Here is a 20325-nt window from a genome sequence, read left to right as displayed (position 1 = left end):
TTTTGCCTGAATTCGGCTGAATAATCACGAAATTTTCGCCGCCCTCAAAAGCCATGCTCTTGCGCCAGGCTTTGCAATAACTCATCTTCCACCACCAGCGGCAAATCGAGTGTGAAGGTGGCGCCGGCGCCGGGGGTGCTGCGCACTTTGAGCGAACCTTTTAACAGCGATGTGACGATATTCGCGCAAATATTCAAACCCAGGCCGGAACCGCCGGCGCCCAGCCGGGTGGTGAAAAACGGATCAAAAATCCGGTTCAGATTTTCCTGCGGGATGCCTTTGCCATTATCCGAAAATTGCAGCAGCACGCGTCCGCTGGCGGGCAGGCTGGCGCATAAGCGCATCTGTCCCGGCATGCCGTTTTCAAAGCCGTGCGTCAGCGCATTATTGATCAGATTGGTCAAGACCTGGCCGAGCGGGCCGGGGTAGCTGTGCATGCGGATTTTTTCCGGAATGTCCAGCGTGATGCTGTGGCCGCTGGGACGGATCTGGCTCATCATCGTGGCCACAATTTCGTGACAGGTCTGCTGCAGATCAAACACCCGGCGCTGCGCGCTGGTGCGGTCCACCGCGACCTGTTTAAAGCTGTTGACCAGATCGGCGGCGTTTTCCAGTCCGCGCAATATCAGGCGTGAAGCTTCGCGCGTATCTTGTAAAAATTGCTGCAAATGATTGAAATGCAGCGCCTGATTTTGCATCGCCTGGCGCATTTCTCCGGTCTGTTCTTGTAAAGAACTGGCGATCATCAGACTGTTGCCAATCGGACTGTTGAGTTCATGCGCCACGCCCGCCACCAGCGCGCCCAATTCAGCCAGTTTTTCCTGCGCCACCAATTGCTGTTGCGCCTGTTGCAGCTGCTGATAGGTGCGCGCATTGTCGAGCGCAATCGCGCCATACGCGCACAAGGTGCGGAAAATCAATTGTTCGCGCTCGCCATACGCATGGCGCGCGCGTGATTGCACCGTCATCGCACCCAGCACGCGGCCATCCACGATCAAGGGGCCAAACAGCATCGACAGGGTGGGAATCGCATCCGGCGTCAAACTCTTTTGCTCATCCTCCGGCGCGACATTCACCACAAATTCACATTGCTCACGCAAGGCGCGCAAGCTGTAAGAATGCGGATGCGAGGCCAGCACATGGTGTGAACCCAAGGTCTGTCCATCCTGAATTCTGACGTGTGAAGTCAGCCCCAGTCCATCCGGGTCAGCCAGATACACGGCGAAATAATTCACATCCAGCAAACCGTGCAAATGCCGGTTCAAGGCGCCGTACACCGCATCGGTGTCGAGGTGGGCGGTGATTTCCTGACCGATGGCCGATAAATGCGCCAGCGTGGTTGAGGTTTGCTGCAAAACCTGGGCCCGGCGCGCCTCGCTTTGCGCCAATTGGCGGTGATAATCGCCTTCGGCCTGGGCGCGTTCGGTTTCATACCGCACCTGCATCGCAATCGCGCGGTTGGTGGCTTGCTGGCTGTTGATTTTTTCGCGCGCGGCATTGGCTTGACGCACCACTGCAAAGGCGCTTTCAAAATCGCCGGCGGCGGCGTGCGCCTGCGCCACCGCATCCAGCAAGGGGCCAGGCACGGTATAGCCTTCAATCTGGCCGGCGATCTCCAGGGCCTGACGCAAATAATGCAGGCTGGCGCTGCCGGCGCTGATCGCCTCATTCGGCAAACCGGGCTGGCGCGCATGAATTTCCGCCAGCACTTGCAAGGCTTCGATTTGCTTTAAGGCGTCGCCATGCTGGCGCGCCTGGGCCAGCGAGAGCAAGGCGGCGGAAATCGCCGGTTGCGCTTTATTCAAGCGCAGCCAGGCATTGGCCTGGCCGCGCAAGGCGATGATTTCAAATTCGTTTTGCGCCAGCGCCTGGGCGCGCTCCTGCAATTGGCCGAACCAGTCCAGCGCGGCTTCATAATCGCCCTTGTCGAGCGCCAGCTCGCCCTGGCTGCGCAGGGCTTGCGCCCAGGTGCGCGAGCCGCGCAGCGGGGCCATGGTGGTGAGCGCCTCATCCAATAATTCCTGCGCCGCATCCAAGCGGCCCAACAGGCGCAAGGTTTCCGCGCTTTGAATCAAGCAGCCGCCAATCCGGCTGGGCCAGCCGGTGGCGCGCGCCAGATCCAAGCCTTTTTGCGCCCACTCCAGCGCGGTGGTGTGTTCATTCAGACAGGAAAAATCGCTGCCCACATTCACCATGGCATAGATGGCGCGGCCAATCTGGCCGGTTTGCAAGGCCGCCTCGCGCGTGCGCAGCCGGCAGGCGATGGCTTGCGCGAAATCACTGGTTTGGCTCGCCACCCGTCCCTGAAAATCATTCCAGCAGGCCATCAAGGCCGGGGCCACGCTGGCTTCGTCCGGCGGCAGATGGGCTTGCCAGCGCCGCATCGCGGTCTGCGGATCGCGAAAAGCTTCGGAAATCGCCTGCCCCGCTTGCGCCAGGCTGGCGCGCAAGGGATCTTGCGCCAGTTGCGCGGCGGCTTGCACTTTGACCATTTCCTCATCGTGCTGTAAATAATCGCCACGGTCATTGGCGATCCAGGCCAGCAGCCAATGCGCATCGGCGCAGCCTTCATGGTCTTGCAAGCGGGTGAATTCCAGCAAGGCGCGCTGCGCCAATTGCTGCGCCAGCTCCAATTCGGCCAGCAGCCATTTGGCCTCGCCGCGCACCAGCAACAGGCGCGCATGCAGGCTGTCTTGCTGCGGATGCGGCAGGGCCGGCAGCCAGTCTTTGACTTGCTGCGCCAAGGCCCATGCGCTGCTGGTGTTGCGCTGCCGCAAATGCCAGGCCAATTCGACCAATTCCGGCAAGGCGTTGGCGATTTGCTCTTCATTTAATTCGAGCGAACCTTGGGCGCCTTGCAGTTGTTGCAAAATCGCGCGCGCTTGCAAATCATCCAGCAACGCTTGCAAGGCATCGTTATGAATGAAGATCTGCATCATGCGCTCCCGGGTGGCAGGGCTTCGACATCGCTGTCGGTCAGGGCCTGGGCGATTTGCGGCAAAATCAGGACAAAGCGGGTGCCCTGTCCCGGTGCGCTGCGCACGCTGATACTGCCTTGCAACAGAGAAGTGACGATGTTGTAGCAGATGAATAAACCCAGGCCATTGCCGCCCTGCCCCATTCTGGTGGTGAAGAATGGGTCAAAAATCCGTCCCAGATTTTGCGCCGGGATGCCGCAACCATTGTCAGAAAACTCAATCACCACTTCGCCCGGAATTTCCTGATGCGCGGTGAGCCGCATCACGCCGCGTTCACCATCAGCAAATGCGTGCATCAGCGAGTTGGCGATCAGATTGGATAAAACCTGTCCCAGCGGGCCGGGGTAGCTGTCCATGCTCAAGGACGGCGGCGCATCCAGCAGCAATTCATGGCCGCTCGGGCGGATTTGATTATTCAGGGTGGCCAGCAATTCATTACAGGTTTGCTGCAAATCGAAGACCCGGCGCCGCGCTGCGGTGCGATCCACCGCCACCTGTTTGAAGCTGTTGACCAGGTCGGCGGCATTGCGCAAGCCGCGCACAATCAGCATGGCCGCTTCTTCCGCTTCTGACAGGTAATGTTGCAATTCAGCAGCGCGCATAGCCTGTCCCTGCATCCGTTCTTCAATCTGCAGGGTTTTCATTTGCAAGGCGGAGGCAATGATCAGGCTGTTGCCCAAGGGGGTGTTCAATTCATGCGCGACGCCGGCCACCAGGCTGCCTAAAGCCACCAGTTTTTCCTGTTCCACCAGCTGGTTCTGGGTTTCCTGCAATTGCGCATATGCATGCGCGTTGTCGATCGCGATTGCGGCATATGCGCACAGGCTGCGGAACAGATTGCGCTCGCGTTCGCCAAACGCGTTTTCGCGCAGGCTTTGCACCGACATCACGCCCAATACGCGCTCGCCTATCATCAGCGGCGCAAACAGGGCGCTGCGGTTGCACATGGTGCCGGGCAGGTGCGCCGGGTGGCTGCCATTGATGGCCAACACCAGATCGGTTTTTTCACGCGCGCAGCGGGCTGAGGCGGCATTCGGATTGGCGAGCAATACGCGCCCGCCGGGCAGCGGCACGCCGCCTTCCATGCCGAAGCTGCGCGCCAGCGATTGGCCATCCGCTTCGCTCAGATACACCGCAAAGCCGTTTACATCCAGCAAGCCTTGCACATGGCGATACAGGGTTTGGAACACCAGTTGCACATCCAGCTGGGCGGTGACTTCCTGGCCGATGGCGGATAAGCGTTCGAGCGTTTTGCCGGTGTCTTGCAAGGTGGCGGCGCGGCGTGCTTCAGCGGCCGCCAGTTTGCGATGGTATTCGCCCTCGGCGCGCGCGCGTTCGGTTTGATAGCGCACTTGCATCGCAATCGCGCGATTGGTGGCTTGCTGGCTGTGCCGTTTTTCGCGCGCGGCAATCGCTTGCAGCGAGGTGGCGTAGGCTTGCCCATGCTGTTTGGCGCGCGCATATTCGCGCGCCAGCGCGTCCAGCACTTCGGGCGGCATGGCGTAACCGTCAATGGTGGCGGCTACCGCCAAGGCTTGCTGCAGATAATACATGGCGGCGCTGACGCCGCCGGTCTCTTCCGGCGACGCCAAGGCATGCCGGCTGTACACATCTGCCAGCACTTTCAAGGCTTCGATCTGGTGGTAGGCGTCATTATGGCGGGCCGCCAGCCGCTGCGCTGCGCTGGCGCGCGCGCGCGCTTGTTCGCCCTGTCCCAGCCATGAGAGCGCATGCGCCTGGCCGCGCAAGGCGTCCATGTGAAAGTCCTGGTGGCCTAATTCTTCAGCGCGCCGTTCCAGCAGGGTGAAGGTGTCGAGCGCTTGCTGATAATTTTTTTCTTCCAGCGATAAGTCGCCCGAGGCGCCGAGCGCAATCGCGTAATTGCGCGATTGTTGATACGCCGCCATGATTTGCAGCGCCTCGCTCATCATTTGCCGCGCGGCGTCCAGCTGTCCCATCTGGCGCAGGGTTTCCGAGGTCTGCACCAGGCAGGCGCCGATACTGCCCGGCCAGTGGGTCTGACGCGCCAGATCCAGCGCGCGTTGTTTCCATTCGAGTGCGCTCTGGTGGTCATTTAAGCGCGCAAAGGCGTAGCCGATATTGCTGGCGCATAAAATCGCGCGGCGCAAAATGCCTACGGACAGCCCGGCGTCATAGGCGTGCACAAAGGCTTTCACGGAGGCGCCAAAATTTCCCCGGCGGAAGTGCTGCAGCGCGACGAAGGTGTGCGCCGACATCGCCACGCCGGGCGGCGGCGGGGCCATTTCTTCGTGCCAGCGGTGGCCCCAGCGCGCTTGCGCGGCGTCCAGATCGCGCATCAAAAACCAGTTGGCGGATTCGATTTCAAAAAAATCCGCGCGCACCATATCGTCATGTTGCGCGGCAAGTTGCTGTATTTGCTGCAGCAGCGCATGGTTGCCCGTCAAATCGCCGAAATCAGCCAAGGCTTGCGCCAGAATCCAGCCGGCGTCGCATTGATTGCGCCAACACGCCAACTGCTGCGCTTCTTGCATGCTGCGTTGCGCCAGATCATGCGCTTCCTGCAAGCGGCCTGCCAATAAAGCCAGATGCGCGCGCACCACATCGATGCGGTTGGCGGCCTGTTCGCATTGCACAGGATGGCCGCCGCCGTACAGCAGGGTTTGCGCTTCCTCCAGCAAGGGCGGCACGCGCGCGCTATCGCGCTGGCATAAATACCAGGCCAGCGACAATACAACCGCCAGCCGCGCCGGCCCGCTGGCGGCGGAGTGCAATTGCTCCAGCCGCTCCAGCTCCTCATTGGTGGCGAACATCTCCATGCTATGCCTGTCTTCCTTTCCCGGGATCGGCCCTGTATTCATTCTGGCGCATCAGGCGCCTCACATGGCAAGAGTAAAACAAAGCAGGCCCCGGCATCAGGTGAACTGATTGCGCTGACTTGTCCATGCAGTATCGAAGTTACAATATTATAACTGATGCTCAAACCCAGCCCGCTGCCGCCCTGCCCCAGTTTGGTGGTGAAAAATGGCTCGAAAATGCGCTTCAGATGGAGTTCGCTGATGCCGCGCCCATTATCCGAAAAGCAGATCCGCACCATGTCCTCGCCCTGCATTTCCGCACTCAATTCCATCTGTCCCTGTTCCACTCCGTCAAAACCGTGCAGCAAGGCGTTGTTGATGAAATTCGTAATCACCTGGCCATACGGACCGGGATAGCTGTGCATGCGGATGCCGGGCGGGATTTTGATCATGATTTGATGCCCGGCGCGGCGGATCTGATTCATCATGGTGGCGACAATTTCCTGGCTGGTCTGCAACAGATCAAAGCTGCGCTTTTGCGCGCTGGTGCGATCCATCGCCACCTGTTTAAAGCTGTGCAAGAGTTCTGCCGCACTGCTCAAGACCCGCACCATCATGGCGCTGGCGTCGCGCGCGTCATCGACAAAAGCGTTCAATTCTGAGCGGCGCAGGCTGTTGGCTTCTACTTTGCGCGCGAATTCCGCGCTTTTATCATCCAGGGTGGAGGCGATCGTCAAGCTGTTGCCGATTGGCGTATTCAATTCATGCGCCACGCCGGCCACCAGGCTGCCCAGTGCGGCCATTTTTTCCTGCGCCACCAATTGGCTTTGCGCTTCCAGCAAGCGCAAATAGGTTTGCGCATTGTCCAAGGCAATCGCGCCATACGCGCACAGGCTGCGGAAAATCAGGCGCTCTCTTTCGCCATACGCATGCCGGCGCACAGATTGCACGGTGATCACGCCCAGCAATTCCTCGCTGACCAGCAGCGGCACAAACAGGGCGCTGCGGCTGACCAGCGAGCCATGCAAATGGCTGGCCGGGTCGGGGTCGTCGGCCAGCACTTCGCAACGCTCGCGTGCGCACAGGGCGCAATTCGCATACTGATCATCAAGCGGGATGCTGCCGAACGGCAGAACCTCCCCCTGCTCTATGCCAAAACTGCGCAGCAGCAAGCCGCTTTCGGCTTCAAAGCGATAAATCGCAAAGGAATTGGTGTCGAGCATGTCTTGCACATGGCGGTACAACACTTCATACACGGCTTGCGCATCCAGGTGGCCGGTGATCTCCTGGCCGATGGCGCTTAAATGTTCGAGGGTGGCGCTGGTTTGCTGCAAGAGCGAGGCGCGCCGGGCTTCGGCTTGCGCGAGTTGCCGGTGGTGTTCGCCTTCGGCCAGGGCGCGCTCGGTGCGGTGGCTGATTTGCAGCGCAATCGCGCGATTTTGCGCCTGGTCGTAAAAGGCCCGCTCGCGCGTGGCGTTGGCTTCCTGGCTGACCTGGTAGGCGGCTTCAAACTGGCCGCAGCGCGCGTATTCCTGCGCCAGCTGGTCCAGCAGCGACAGCGGCAGGGTGTAGCCGGGAATGCTGCGCCCCAGGCGCAAAGCGGATTTCAGAAAATACAGCGGCAACGAAGCTTCGCGCGCAACTTCATCAAGCGCGCGCGGATCTTGCGTTATATCTGGCGGCAGTGGCAGGTCGCCGCGCGCATGAATTTGCGCCAGCACTTGCAAGCCGGCAATCTGGCCGAACAGATCGTCGGTTTGGCGCATTTCCTGCAGCGCCAGCATGGCCACGCTGGCGGCTTCAGGACGCTGTTGCATGCCGGCCAGCGCTTGCGCCTGGCCGCGCAGGGCGATGCATTTGAAATCACGCTGTTGCAGCGCAATCGCGCGCTGCTCTAATTGGCGGAAAGAGTCCAGCGCGCGCGCATGGTCGCCCATATCCAAGGCCAGATCGCCTTGATATTGCAGCGCATGGGCGTAACTGCGCGCCTGCGCCAACGCTTGCATGAGCGGGCGCGCTTCGTCCAATAATTCCTGCGCCGCATCTAAGCGCTGCAGCCGGCGCATGGTTTCCGCTGTGTGCAACAGGCAGGCCCCGACGCTGCGCGGCCAGCCGGTCGGGCGCGCCAGCTCCAAGGCTCTTTGCATTTGCTCCAAGGCCGATTGGTGGTCGCCCAGGCGGTTCAAATCTTCCGCCAGATTGGTGGCGGCGATGATGGCGGCGCGCAATTGCCCGGTGGCCAGAGCGGCCTGATGCGATTGAATGAAATGCAAGGCGGCGCGGCCAAAATCGTTTTGGCGCGAGGCGCGCAAGGCGCGGTAATCTTCGATCCAGGCGGCTAAACCCTGATCCTGTTCGGCGCGGGCAAAGTCGAGCTGCACATCAAAGCGCGCCTGCGCTTGCAGACTGTCGGCCAGCATGGCCCAGCGCGCCTGAGCGGCCATGCAAATAGCGGCGCGCGCGCTATCGCCGCCCTGCTGCGCGGCACTCGCGCCTTGTTCCAGATTGTGGATGCCTTGCGCATGCCGGCCCTGGTCGAGCAAAACCGCCGCCAGCAGCCAATGGCAGTCGCACACGCCGCTGCCGTCTTGTATGTCGGAGAAAATCTGTAAGGCTTGGCGCGCGAAATCACGCGCGGCGTCGAGTTCGGCGAACAGCCATTTGGCTTCGCCCTGCACCAATAAAAGGCGGGCTTGCTGGGCTGATTGTTGAGGCCGCAATTGCGCCAGGAGTTGCGTCGCCAAGGCCCAGGCGCGCCGCGTGTCGCGCTGGCGCAAGCCCCAGGCCAAGCGGATTTGCGCATGCAAGTCTGCCGACGCCTGCGGCATTTCCAGTTCCGCCAACTCACTGTCATGCACAAACATGCTCATGCCGCGCCGCTCCTCCGGGGTCCGCACAGATTTGCGGACAGGTACTCCATGATTACAGGAAAAAACGCTTTCGGCAACAGTGAAAATTTCCAAAAGGAAACACTCATGTGCGGCAAAGCTGCTCAGTAAACAACTTGACTCGATTCATGCAGCAATTGCAAATACAGCGCATGCCGTTCCGGCGCAATCTGGCCCTGTTCCAGCGCGTGCAGAATGGCGCAACCGGGTTCAGCGCGATGATGGCAATTATAAAAACGGCAGGCGCCCAGATGCGGCGCGAATTCACGGAAGGCGCGTTCCAGCATGCCCTCGCTCAAATGATACAGACCGAATTCTTGAAACCCGGGTGAATCAATGATGCGGGTCTGCTCCAGGCTGTACATGCGGCAAAAGGTGGTGGTGTGGCGGCCTGAATCGAGTGCGGCGGAAATTTCCCGGGTGGCGATGTCGGCGTCCGGTACGAGTAAATTGATGAGGGTGGATTTGCCCATGCCGGACTGGCCGATCAAAATCGCCGTCTTGCCCTGCATCAGCGCAAGCAATTGCGCGCGCACCTGCGGCGCGTCCTGTCTGGCCGACACTTCCAGCACCGGATAACCGAGCGCGGCGTAACGCCCGATCCGTTCGCGCGCGCGCGCCAGATTTTCGCTCAAATCGGTTTTGTTCAGGATCAACACCACTTCCAGCCCGGCGCTTTCCGCCGCCACCAGTGCGCGCGACACCAGATCATCGGAAAAACCCGGTTCAGTCGCGGTGACGATGAAAATCTGATCCAGATTCGCCGCCAGCAGCTTGGATTTGTACTGATCGGAGCGGTACAGCAGGGTGCGCCGCTCATCAATCTGCTCAATCACCGCCTGATCTTTCGAGCTGGGCAGCATTTGCACCATATCGCCCACGGCGACATTGGTTTTCTTACCGCGCGTCACCACTTGCCAGCGCTGTCCGTCTGCGCTTTGCGCCAGATAATGGCGGCCATGCGCGGCGATGATTTGCGCGCCCAGCAGCGGCGCGCCGGCCTTGCCCGGCTTGTCAGCCCGCATGCGCGCTTCCCTGTGCTGCGATCAGCTCCAGCTTGGCGGCGCAGATGAAATCATTGATCGACAAACCGCCTTTGCCGCCATTCACGGAATGGGTGTCAAAGCGCACCACGCAACGGTTATACGTCACCACCAGCTCGGGGTGATGGTCGTCGGCATGAATCACCCAGGCGATTGCATTCACAAACGCCAGGGTTTGGTAATAGTTTTCAAAGGCGAAGGTTTTACACAGCTTGCCGCCTTCCACTTGCCAGCCGGGCGTGGCGGCCAGCAATGCCGGCATCTCTGCCTCAGCCAAAGCCTGTTCCTGGTGTTGGCAGCGCTGCGCCGCCAGTGTTTGGGTCGTACTCATATTTTTCCTTTGTTCATGCCTGCGCGCGCAAATGCGCAATGCGCAACGCGGCTGGCGGGTGGGAGTCGTAAAACATCGAATGGATGGGGTCCGGGGTCAAGGTGGCGGCGTTTTCTTCGTACATCTTGACCAGGGATGAGATTAAGTCATCAGCGCTCGCATGTTGGGCGGCAAAGGCGTCGGCCTCATATTCGTGTTTGCGCGAGGAGCGCGAAAGCAGCGGCTGCAGGGCGAAGGTAAACACCGGCAGCACCAGCATGAACAGGAGCAGCGCCATGGCGTCATTCACATGCGCCACCGGCAGCGCTTGCACGCCCAGGCCCTGATAAAACCAGACTTGATCTTTGAGCCAGCCCAGCACAAAGAAAAACGCCAGACTGGACAAGGAGGTCATGGCCAACAGTTTTAAGACGTGGCGCAATTTGAAATGCCCCAGCTCATGCGCCAGCACGGCGATGATTTCCGCCTGGCTCAACTGGGCGATCAGGGTGTCATAAAACACCACCCGTTTCTTGGCGCCCAGCCCTGCGAAATAGGCGTTGCTGTGTGCGCTGCGTTTGCTGCCATCGACCACAAACAAGCCGTTGGCGGTAAAGCCTGTGCGCTGCATCAAGCCCTCAATGCTCTGGCGCAATTCGCCCTCTTCCAGCGGGGTGAATTTGTTAAACAGCGGCGCGATGAAGGTGGGGAAGATGATTTGCATAAACAGCATGAAGCCGGTAAACACCAGCCAGGCGTACAACCACCATAAGCTGCCGGCTTGCGCCATCAAATACAGAATCGCCCACAGCAGCGGCAAGCCGAGCGCCACGCCCAAAGCGGTATGCGCGAACAAATCGCGCAGCCACAAACCCAGCCCCATTTTATTGAAGCCGAATTTCTCTTCCAGCACGAATTGGTTGTAATAATCGCCCGGCAAATCGATCAGCGCAGTCAAAAAGGAAAAGCCAAACACCAGGCCGATTTGATATAAATAGCCGGGGCCGAACCAGCCCAGCATGGTGACAGAGAGCCATTGCAAGCCGCCAAAGATGGTGAAGCCCAGCAGCACGCAGGCGTTGATAAACATCAAGATCAGGCCCAGCTTGGTTTTGGCGATGGTGTAGGCGGCGGCTTTTTGGTGCGCTTCCAGGCTGATTTTGTGGGCGAATTCTGGCGGGGTCTGACCACGGTGGCGCAGAATGTGGCGGATATGCCGCGAATTGATCCACAGTTTCAAACCGAGCGTCAGAAAGAGAAAACAGAGGAATACAATCGTGAACGTGTCGGAATGAGAATTCATGCGTGGCCTGTGCGAAAATGTTCGATTAATCCGGGCGCAACCATGATGGCGCGCCCGCAAGCGAAGGATGAAATTATGTCACAACATGCGACAAGCAGCCCGGCGGAAGCTGCAAATTCTGTGGTGCGCCCGAATGAAATGAATCTGGTGTGGGTCGATATGGAAATGACCGGACTCGATCCGGATCATGACCGTATTCTGGAAATTGCGGTGGTGGTCACTGATATGCATTTGCATGTGCTGGCGGAAGGCCCTGTGTTCGCGATTCACCAAAGCGATGCGGTGCTGGATAAGATGGACGCCTGGAACAAGGGCACGCATGGCCGCTCCGGCTTGATCGACCGCGTGCGCGCCTCGACCATCACGGAAGCCGACGCCGAAGCGTCTTTGCTGGCTTTTTTGAAAACCTTTGTGCCATCCGGCAAATCGCCGATGTGCGGCAACACCATCTGCCAGGATCGCCGTTTCATGGCGCGCGGCATGCCCAAGCTGGAAGCGTTTTTCCATTACCGCAATCTGGATGTCTCAACCCTCAAGGAATTATGCAAGCGCTGGCGGCCACAGCTCTCAGCCGGCTTTAAAAAACATCAAAAGCACACCGCGCTGGCTGACATCATTGAATCGGTGGAGGAATTGCGCTACTACCGCGAACATTTCATCCGCATGGAGTAAGGCCCCGGCCATCTGCGCAGGCCGGCTTGGGCCAGACAATGGCCCGGCATGCGGCGCCGTTGATGAATCAAAGGCGCCCGCGCCTGCCGCGCCGACGGCGGCGCAGCCAAGACACGCGACCGGCGCCTTAATTGATGCGTCGGCGCTGCAGACAATATTTGAGGATGTGCGGCAGATTTGCTTCCGCTTCCACTGACAGCTTGTGGATTTTTTCCGGCGTATCCAGCAATTCCAGCTCTTCCTCTTCCAGCTCATCCGCGCCGAGCAAATACAGCGGGCGCAGCAGGGGGGCGCATTCCGAGGCTTCCAGCATGTCCCAGGTATGGCTCAGGTGCATGCCCTCCCAAAAGCCGCCGCACCAGGCTTCGCCATCCAGCAGGGTTTTCTTGCCCTGGCGGAATTCGCAAAACAGCGGTTCATAATCGCGCAGCGCGACTTCCAGCGTCATATCAATTTCCGCTAAAAAGCGCTGCACCATGCCCGACAAGCGCGCCTGTTCTTTTTCATTTTTGAATTTCGGCTGTTCGTTTTCATCCCCGCCCCAGACATAGGGCAGCCACTGCGCGCTGTCCGGCGGCGTCGGCGCCAGCGCCAGCGCGGTCAAAAATCCATGCAGGCAATCCATGGTCATGGCGTCATCCGGACAACGGTCGGACAGCAGGAAGGCATCAAGTTCAGCGAATTCTTTATCGCTCAGATCAGAGTTTTGCATGGCGCTTTAGGAGGGGGTGGGTGAATCATGCCGCAAGTGTAGCCGATTTGAGGCTTGCGCCTGATATCAGGCAAAACGAATAGTGTATATAGCAGTCTTGCCTGGAAGCAGAAGCATGGCTTTTTTTCAGTACAATGTCAGACGATCCCGGCCAGCGGCGCCCTGCCCCCGCGCTTTCCGCCAGGGATTTCAATTTCAGCCAACCATTTTTTCCACCCTGGACCAGCTGCCATGAATCAACTCGAACAACTTAAACAATATACGACCGTGGTGGCCGACAGCGGCGACTTCCAAGCAATCAAGGCGTACAAGCCGCATGACGCCACCACCAATCCCTCGCTGATCTTAAAGGCAGTGCAAATGCCTGAGTACAAGCCGCTGATGGAAAAAGTGGTGCGCGACTATCACCATCTGCCGACCGCCAAAGTGATTGATCAATTGCTGGTGGCGTTTGGCGAAGAGATTTTGCAAATCATCCCGGGCCGTGTTTCCACCGAAGTGGATGCGCGCCATTCTTTCGATGTGCAAGCCACCGTCACGCAAGCGCGCGAATTGATCACCGCCTATGCCGAAGCCGGCTTTGACCGCGAGCGCGTATTGATCAAAATCGCCGCTACCTGGGAAGGAATTCGCGCCGCAGAAATTCTGGAAAAAGAAGGCATTCATTGCAATCTGACCCTGCTCTTCACGCTGGGCCAGGCGATTGCCTGCGCCGAGGCCGGCGTGACCCTGATTTCGCCTTTCGTTGGCCGGATTTATGACTGGTACAAGAAAAACACCGGGATTGAGCCGGAAGGCCCGGCGGATCCCGGGGTGCAATCGGTGAAGCGGATTTATAACTATTTCCGTAAATTCGGCTACAAAACCGAGGTGATGGGCGCCAGCTTCCGCAACACATCGCAAATTGTCGAACTGGCCGGCTGCGATCTGCTGACCATCAGCCCGGATCTGTTGCAAAAACTGAGCGAAAACAATGAACCGCTGGAACGCAAACTGAGCGCCGACACCGCGCCCGGCGCGCATCTGCACAAGATGAGTCTGGATGAAAAGAGCTTCCGCATGATGCTCAATGACGATGCGATGGCGACGGAAAAACTGGCCGATGGCATCCGCCAGTTCTGCGCTGACGCCGGCAAATTGAAGCAGCTGGTGGTGGCGATGCGTTAAGCCCGCCAAGCCGGCCAAAAGCCCGCCACAGCCGACCGCCTGTATTGCGGCTTGACTGTGGCGGGCTTTTTTACGTCTGCGACTCAACACAGCCTGCCGCAGTCAGGCGTAAAAAAACCGGCGGGAAACTGCGCCGCCGGTTTGATTTGACTTTCCCGGCTGATACTGCAAAGCCGGGAATGTGTCACATCATCCTAGAACTTGTATTCAGCAGCCAGCTTCAGCACGCGACCACGCGCCGGCGCACTGCTGCTGGTGCGCACATCAATCACTGCCGCACGGTTAAACACATTGCCCAGATACACCGTCAAGGTGGTATTTTTGATGCCCTTGTACACCACAGAAGCATCTACCACGGTATCGGCGGCAACGCGGCAATCGACGGCGCGGATACCACGCGATTCACAGCCTTCCAGGGTATTGTTGCTGTCGTACTTATCATCAATCAGAAGTTGACCACTGGTGTAAGCCACGCGGGTTCCCCAGCTCCAGGCCCCGGAATCCAATACGGTGCTCAACACTGCACGGATCTTCGGATGATCATATTTGCCCACCAGATTTTCCGAGAAAGTGTTTTCATTGGTGTCCCAACCGCGATAGTCACGCATCCAGGTGGCGTCGAGTTTCACGCGCAGCTTGCCGACCGAACCCAGGTTCCACTTGGTGTCAACTTCCACATCCAGGCCGGAACGGCGCGATTTGTTCAGGTTGAAATACGGCAGACGCACATCAGCCACCTCGCCTGCGGTAAAGTTGATATCTTTACCGCTCAATTCCTTGACACGCGCAGCAAACTGGCGGTCTTGTTCAGAAATCGGCAGACGGCCAATCGTGCCTGGATTCAAATCTTCCGAAGCCAGCATTTGATCAACGCTCTTGGTATCGATTTCATTGCGGCGTTCGATATTAAAGTAGTCAATCAAAATGCTGACGTTTTTCACCGGCTCCAGAATCACACCAAGGGTGTAGCTCTTGGATTTTTCAGGTTCCAGATTCTTGGACGGCACCACCAGCAAGCTGGAGCTGGCCGAGCAGCCGGAATCACGCGCCGTCAACGCATTTGATCTATCAACCGCATTCCCCTTGATCAACTCGGCATACATCGCGTTACCAGTTGCGCAACGTTTCGGGTCAATAAAGGTTGGCGAGAATGCAGAGGTGGCGCCATCGCCGGTTTCGGCCAGATTAGGCGAACGGAAACCATGCGCATACGTGCCACGGAAAGTTACCCAATTCGCTGCGGAGTAACGCAGGCCGAATTTCGGCACAACAGAGGCCGGCGCCGTGCTGGTTTTATCCGCACGCAAGGCAAAACTGCCTTCCAATTGCTTGGTGAAGGGGGCTGCCAATTCGACGAAAGCCGCATTCAAATTGCGCGAACCGCGCACTTCGCTGGAGCCGCGCCCCACCATCTCGGCTTTGCGCACATTTTCGCTGTTGTACATCTCAAAGGTTTCATGACGCAATTCCGCGCCTGCCGCCATCGCCAGCTTGCCGCCCGCCATGTCCATCAACTCGCGCGAACCGCGAATGTCGAAGAATGTTTCAGTGCTCTTCCCAAAGGAACCGACTTCGGGGAACATGCGCGCCAGCAGTTCAGGGCTGTTTGTGCCGCCGAAACGATATTCACCAGAGGTGATTGCCGCCGTGTAATTGGTGAAGTGCTTGGTGCCACGGGATATAACGTCTGCCTTGGAACCCATATTCCCCAAAGCCATATTCCAATCCCAACCGAAGTGCGTGCCTTCCGCGCCAATCATCAAACGATGCTGACTGGCGTCAGCCACACGTTTGAAAATCGAGGTGTCGTCAGCATAGCGATAGCGCAAGGGAATAGCAAAGCTGTAAGGATTATCGGGGTGACCAACCGGCAAGCTGGGTTCGGTAAACACCAGAACCTTGCGGTTCACGCCGTCATACCAGGTGGAGGTAGAACCTGGCTGCATCAAAGCCGGCGTATTGTTATATGAGGTGCGGGTCTTGGACAGCTGCAACTCTGCAAACACTGTCAGATTATCACTCATCTTCTTGCGGCCAGTGAAGAAGCCATTCACACGATCGGCCTTGGGCACAACTTCCACATGAGACCATTGGTCAAAGCGACACAGGCCGCCTTCCAGATTTTGCGGCGCGCACCCTGGACGCGGTTGACTGATGCTCTTGCCAGCCAAGGCCGGGTCGGAATAATTTGCCGGGTAACGTCCCACAAAATTGCCCGGATAAGAGAAGGTGGAGCGCACCCCGAAGTTCGGGTTGATGTACTCTGCATACCAGGGTTCGACCGCCTTGATCACATCACGCGCCATATAATTGCCGCGCTTATACAGCTCGACATGGCCGATCAGGTTAAATCCTTGAGCCGCCAGGTCGCCATGCCCAACCGTGATGGAAGCGGAACGGTTGTGATCCATCTGTCCATACGTCAGTGATTGCTGACCACCGGCGCGCAAGGCAATCCCTTTGAATTCTTTTTTGGTAATGATGTTGATCACACCGGCCACTGCATCCGAACCGTAAATAGCGGAAGCGCCGTCTTTCAGGATTTCCACCCGATCCACCACATCCACCGGAATGGTGTCGATATTGGCGAAATTCACCTGTGCGCCATCGGCCAGCGCATACATCGAGATGCGGCGTGAATTCACCAACACCAGAGTGGAGGCCTTGCCCAGATCGCGCAGATTGACACCGGAAGCGCCGCTGGCGAATGAAACTGAACCGCCGATATCCGACAGCGTGCTGGCTGTGGCCGTCACAGTGTCAAGCAATTCGCGCACCGTGGATGCGCCAGTGCGCAAAATATCATCACGGGTCAGGGTTTGCACCGGCGATGCGGTTTCAACTTGGGAACGTTTGATGTTGGAACCGGTGATGACCACCTTTTCCACTTTTTCTTGCGCCTGCGCCAGGATTGGCGACAGGAAGGCTGCGGCGACCGCGATTGCGCATGGTGTGCGCATAAAGGGGTGATGCATGGTTTTCCTCCTTGTTTTGGTAATGCTCATTCGCTGTAGGATCAAGGCAGACCGACTTTCTTTTACCATGTGGTGAAGCTGTTTTTTTTGTTGGAGGATGGACGAAGCGCATACTGCCTGAAACTGTCTCAGAAAGTAACATAAAAAAAGCCCACCCCATCCGGGTGGGCTTGATTTACTGGTATTAACCAGTCAAAAGCCAGCTTGAGCGTGGCGAATTTACATCAGAAGCGATACTCCAGACCCACGCGCACCACGCGGCCGCGCGCATTGCCGTTGGCGCGCACGTCCACCATCGGGCCGCGATTGAATGCATTCAGCAAATTTGCGGTAATGGTGGTATTGCGGATGCCGTCATAGCTGACCGAGAAATCGACCGTGGTGTCTGCCGCAACCCGGCAATCCACCGCATCAATGCCCTGTGCCGTACAACCGCTGTCGCCTTCGATCAGGTGCGCGCTGTCATAGCGGTTATCCATCAAGCGCGTGCCGGAGGTGTAATTCACGCGGCTGCCCCAAGTCCAGCTGCCCAGTTTCCAGGTGGCCTTACCAGTGGCGCGCAGTTTCGGATGGGTGTAATTGCCAACCAGGTTTTCGGTATAGGTATTGGTCACCGTATCCCAGCTGCGGTAATCCAGCATCACCGAGGCTTCCATACCCAGACGCAAGCTGCCAGCCGCGCCCAGATTCCACTTGCTTTCCACTTCCAGATCCACGCCGGTGCGACGCGAACGGGCCAGATTGACATAGCTTTGCTTCAGGCTGGACAAGGCGCCGACTGAGAAAGCGATGTCTTTGCCGGTCAGCTCTTTGTAACGCGCAGCCCATTGACGGTCATTATCAGAAATCGCCAGACGCGAAATGCTGCCCGGATTCTGATCTTCCGTCGCCAGCACCTGATTGATGTCCGGCGACAAAATTTCATTGCGACGAACGATATGGAAATAATCGAAGGTCATATTGAAATTTTTGCTCGGCTCAAAAATAAAGCCCAGGGTATAGCTCTTGGTTTTTTCCGGCTCCAGGTTCGGATTCGGCGTCACCAATACGCCGGCGGAAGCTTCACAACCGCTGGCGCGCACGCTGGTGGCGTCGATGTCATCCTGCGCGCTGTGCTTGGGGTTGCTGGCGTCGCTCATCGCCTGATAAATCGCGCTGGCGGTGGCGCAACGCTTAGGATCGTTCACGCTGTTGAGGAAGGCGGACACATTACCCGTGCCGGTTTCAGCCAGATTCGGCGCGCGGAAACCGTGGGCATACGTGCCGCGCAAGGTCAGCCAGTCAGTGGCGCCCCAACGTGCACCGATTTTCGGCACAAAAGAGGTCGGCGCACTGGTGCTCTTGTCAGCACGCAAAGCGAAGTCTGCAGTGAAATTCTTGGCCAGCGGCGCACTGAATTCCACAAAAGCGGCGGCCAGGTTGCGGCTGCCTTCGATATTGGTTGAGCCGTAGCCGATGATTTCGCCGCGCAGCAGATTGGCGCTGTCAACCATCTTGAACGTTTCATGACGCAATTCCAGACCGGACGCCATCGCCAGCTTGCCGCCCGGCAGCGCCATCAATTCACGCGAACCGCGAATATCAAAGAAGGTCTGGCTGCTGCGGCCTTTGGTGGCGGTGAGCGGGAACATGCTTTCCATCAACGCCTGGCTGTTGTTGCCGCCATAACGGTATTGGCCGTTCACCACGGCCTGCGGATAAACCAGGAAATTACGACCGCCGCGCGATTGCACGTCCACATCGGAGGCCATATTGCCCAAGGCGGCATTCCAGTCCCAGCCGAAGTGCTGACCTTCCAGACCGACCAGTACGCGATGCTGATCAGCTTGCGTGGTTTGCTTGTACACACTCTCAAAATCGGAAAAGCGATAACGCAAACCGATTTCAAACGGATATGGATTATCCGGATGGCCAACCGGCAGGGACGGCACTTGGAAATAGCGCGCTTGCTGGGTGCTGGCGTCAAACCAGACAGACTCATCGCCCGCGTTCATGAGCGGAATTGCACTCTTGTAGGTAGTCTTGGTGCGGGAGTATTGCAGCTCGCCAAACAGGGTCAGATTGTCGGACAGATTCTTCCGGCCGGCGAAATAGGTATTTACGCGATCCGCCGCCGGGATCACTTCGTCGCGCGCCCACTGGTCAAAACGGCACAGGCCGTTTTCAATATTTTCCGGCGCACAACCCGGACGCGCTTTCAAAATCCGCGTGCCGGCCAAGTCGGCATCGGCATAATCGTCCGGATAATAGCCGTCAAAATTACCCGGATTGGAATACGTGGAGCGCACGCCATAGTTGGGATTGACATAGCGCTTGTACCACGGCTCAACGCTCTTGATGATGTCGCGCGTAGTGTAGTTGGAGCGATGATACAGCTCGACATGCCCCATCAGGTTGTAGCCTTCTTTGGCCAGCTCGCCGATACCGAAGGCGACTGAAGCTTTCTGCTCGCGGCTCAAATGACTGTTTTGCAAGGAGCGCAGCATATCGCCACGCAGGGTCAGACCTTTAAATTCTTTACGCGTGATGATGTTGATCACACCCGCCACGGCATCCGAACCATACACGGCGGAAGCGCCGTCTTTCACCACTTCAATGCGCTCAATAATATCCACCGGAATGGTGTCGATATTGGCGAAGTTTTCTTGCGCGCCATCGGCCAGACCGAAGGAAGCGATGCGGCGGCCATTAATCAAAACCAGGGTCGAAGATTTGCCCAGATCACGCAAATTGACGCCCGAAGCGCCGCTGGCGAAGGAATTGCTGCCAGCCTTGTCTGACAGCGCAGAGCCGGTGGCGGAAACGGTGTCAAGCAAGTCGCGCACAGTGGCGGCGCCGGTTTGCAGGATTTCCTGGCGGTTCATCACTTGCACAGGCGACGCTGTTTCCTTGGTCGCGCGCTTGATGTTGGAACCGGTGATCACCACCTGTTGTGGTTGGGTTTGCTCTTGCGCCAAACTCAAACCGGGCAGTGCGGCGTAGGCCATCGCCAGCGCCAGCACCAGGGTTTTTGGGGTCAATTGTTTTTGCATGTCATACTCCGCAGTGGAACACTTCGCCTGACATCCGCACGGCGCTGAAAGCGTCACCCGGATGCTGGACGATATTGGTATAAAGCTTCAGTCCGGCTGCAAAACCACCAGCCAGAACCGGACATGATAGCGCCCTTGCGGCCATATTCCGCATATAAATGATGGAAAAAACCATATTTGTTGCTTTAGCTTTCCTCCGGCTGGAAATAAAAGGAATTCTCAACAAACCCCAGGCACAGCTTTTTTTAGAATGTCTGCTCAGAATTTTTAAATATCCGCCTGATTCAAGTCTTACCTGAAGGCGAGCGATGCGGCATTGCATCATTTACTTCTGGTAATCAATTCACTTTCTTTTTACGCATAAATGCCGAAACATTTTGTTTCACCTCTGTTGTTTTTCCGTCGCACGCAACAACTGACAGGCATACATGAGAAATTTTGCCAGAGTGACAAGTCACATGCATACCA

12 protein-coding genes are annotated in these 20325 nt (G+C 57.9%); 2 read left to right on the top strand and 10 right to left on the bottom strand.

The annotated features are described in order from the left end of the window. Positions 1 to 44: 44 nt before the first annotated feature. The 6 genes from V8J88_RS01790 to V8J88_RS01765 all read right to left on the bottom strand — a co-directional run bounded on the left by V8J88_RS01790 (position 45) and on the right by V8J88_RS01765 (position 11299). Positions 45 to 2939 carry an ATP-binding protein gene (locus tag V8J88_RS01790; RefSeq protein ID WP_338847432.1) on the bottom strand — a complete coding sequence of 965 codons (2895 nt, stop codon included), beginning with the start codon at positions 2937 to 2939 and terminating at the stop codon, positions 45 to 47. Next, positions 2936 to 5776: an ATP-binding protein gene (locus V8J88_RS01785; protein WP_338847431.1), complete on the bottom strand. Its 2841-nt coding sequence runs from the start codon at positions 5774 to 5776 to the stop codon at positions 2936 to 2938. Before V8J88_RS01785 ends, V8J88_RS01790 begins: the two co-directional genes overlap by 4 nt. 38 nt (positions 5777 to 5814) lie before the next feature. After that, entirely contained in the window at positions 5815 to 8625 is a 2811-nt protein-coding gene (locus V8J88_RS01780) for an ATP-binding protein (RefSeq protein ID WP_338847430.1), read from the bottom strand. 122 nt (positions 8626 to 8747) lie between these two features. Beyond that, positions 8748 to 9668 carry a ribosome small subunit-dependent GTPase A gene (rsgA, locus tag V8J88_RS01775; protein ID WP_338847429.1) on the bottom strand — a complete coding sequence of 307 codons (921 nt, stop codon included), beginning with the start codon at positions 9666 to 9668 and terminating at the stop codon, positions 8748 to 8750. Continuing rightward, positions 9658 to 10017 (bottom strand): 4a-hydroxytetrahydrobiopterin dehydratase, encoded by a 360-nt coding sequence (locus V8J88_RS01770; RefSeq protein ID WP_338847428.1) that lies wholly within the window; start codon positions 10015 to 10017, stop codon positions 9658 to 9660. Before V8J88_RS01770 ends, rsgA begins: the two co-directional genes overlap by 11 nt. Positions 10018 to 10030: 13 nt before the next feature. Next, entirely contained in the window at positions 10031 to 11299 is a 1269-nt protein-coding gene (locus tag V8J88_RS01765) for a M48 family metallopeptidase (RefSeq protein WP_338847427.1), read from the bottom strand. 75 nt (positions 11300 to 11374) lie between these two features. Between V8J88_RS01765 and orn the strand changes: the two genes are divergently transcribed. Continuing rightward, a complete protein-coding gene (orn, locus tag V8J88_RS01760) occupies positions 11375 to 11971 on the top strand; it encodes an oligoribonuclease (protein ID WP_338847426.1) in 597 nt (198 codons plus the stop codon). Positions 11972 to 12098: 127 nt separating this feature from the next. On the opposite strand, the gene V8J88_RS01755 is transcribed toward orn, so the two are convergent. Further along, positions 12099 to 12683 (bottom strand): YecA family protein, encoded by a 585-nt coding sequence (locus V8J88_RS01755; protein WP_338847425.1) that lies wholly within the window; start codon positions 12681 to 12683, stop codon positions 12099 to 12101. A gap of 231 nt (positions 12684 to 12914) precedes the next feature. Here V8J88_RS01755 and tal point away from each other — a divergent pair, with 231 nt between their 5' ends. Beyond that, positions 12915 to 13850, top strand: a complete 936-nt coding sequence (tal, locus tag V8J88_RS01750; protein WP_338847424.1) for a transaldolase — start codon at positions 12915 to 12917, stop codon at positions 13848 to 13850. A 194-nt stretch (positions 13851 to 14044) separates the two neighbouring features. On the opposite strand, the gene V8J88_RS01745 is transcribed toward tal, so the two are convergent. The 3 genes from V8J88_RS01745 to V8J88_RS01735 form a co-directional block, all read right to left on the bottom strand. After that, positions 14045 to 16825: a TonB-dependent receptor gene (locus V8J88_RS01745; RefSeq protein ID WP_338847423.1), complete on the bottom strand. Its 2781-nt coding sequence runs from the start codon at positions 16823 to 16825 to the stop codon at positions 14045 to 14047. A gap of 224 nt (positions 16826 to 17049) precedes the next feature. After that, on the bottom strand, positions 17050 to 19857 hold the full coding sequence (locus tag V8J88_RS01740) for a TonB-dependent receptor (RefSeq protein ID WP_338847422.1): 2808 nt from the start codon (positions 19855 to 19857) through the stop codon (positions 17050 to 17052). A 1-nt stretch (position 19858) separates the two neighbouring features. Beyond that, the gene (locus tag V8J88_RS01735) at positions 19859 to 20182 is read right to left on the bottom strand and encodes a hypothetical protein (RefSeq protein ID WP_338847421.1); all 324 of its coding nucleotides are present in this window, start codon (positions 20180 to 20182) and stop codon (positions 19859 to 19861) included. Positions 20183 to 20325: the final 143 nt, after the last annotated feature.

Origin of the sequence: Massilia sp. W12, assembly GCF_037300705.1 — a bacterium.
Taxonomy (GTDB): domain Bacteria; phylum Pseudomonadota; class Gammaproteobacteria; order Burkholderiales; family Burkholderiaceae_D; genus JACPVY01.
Note: the sequence above shows the minus strand (reverse complement) of the source record. Positions and strands in the feature narration are given on the sequence as shown.

Bases quoted from the DNA above. Each gene is read 5' to 3' on its own strand.
- V8J88_RS01790 (WP_338847432.1), bottom strand. From the start codon at position 2,939: ATGATGCAGATCTTCATTCATAACGATGCCTTGCAAGCGTTGCTGGAT.
- V8J88_RS01785 (WP_338847431.1), bottom strand. From the start codon at position 5,776: ATGGAGATGTTCGCCACCAATGAGGAGCTGGAGCGGCTGGAGCAATTG.
- V8J88_RS01780 (WP_338847430.1), bottom strand. From the start codon at position 8,625: ATGAGCATGTTTGTGCATGACAGTGAGTTGGCGGAACTGGAAATGCCG.
- rsgA (WP_338847429.1), bottom strand. From the start codon at position 9,668: ATGCGGGCTGACAAGCCGGGCAAGGCCGGCGCGCCGCTGCTGGGCGCG.
- V8J88_RS01770 (WP_338847428.1), bottom strand. From the start codon at position 10,017: ATGAGTACGACCCAAACACTGGCGGCGCAGCGCTGCCAACACCAGGAA.
- V8J88_RS01765 (WP_338847427.1), bottom strand. From the start codon at position 11,299: ATGAATTCTCATTCCGACACGTTCACGATTGTATTCCTCTGTTTTCTC.
- orn (WP_338847426.1), top strand. From the start codon at position 11,375: ATGTCACAACATGCGACAAGCAGCCCGGCGGAAGCTGCAAATTCTGTG.
- V8J88_RS01755 (WP_338847425.1), bottom strand. From the start codon at position 12,683: ATGCAAAACTCTGATCTGAGCGATAAAGAATTCGCTGAACTTGATGCC.
- tal (WP_338847424.1), top strand. From the start codon at position 12,915: ATGAATCAACTCGAACAACTTAAACAATATACGACCGTGGTGGCCGAC.
- V8J88_RS01745 (WP_338847423.1), bottom strand. From the start codon at position 16,825: ATGCATCACCCCTTTATGCGCACACCATGCGCAATCGCGGTCGCCGCA.
- V8J88_RS01740 (WP_338847422.1), bottom strand. From the start codon at position 19,857: ATGCAAAAACAATTGACCCCAAAAACCCTGGTGCTGGCGCTGGCGATG.
- V8J88_RS01735 (WP_338847421.1), bottom strand. From the start codon at position 20,182: ATGATGCAATGCCGCATCGCTCGCCTTCAGGTAAGACTTGAATCAGGC.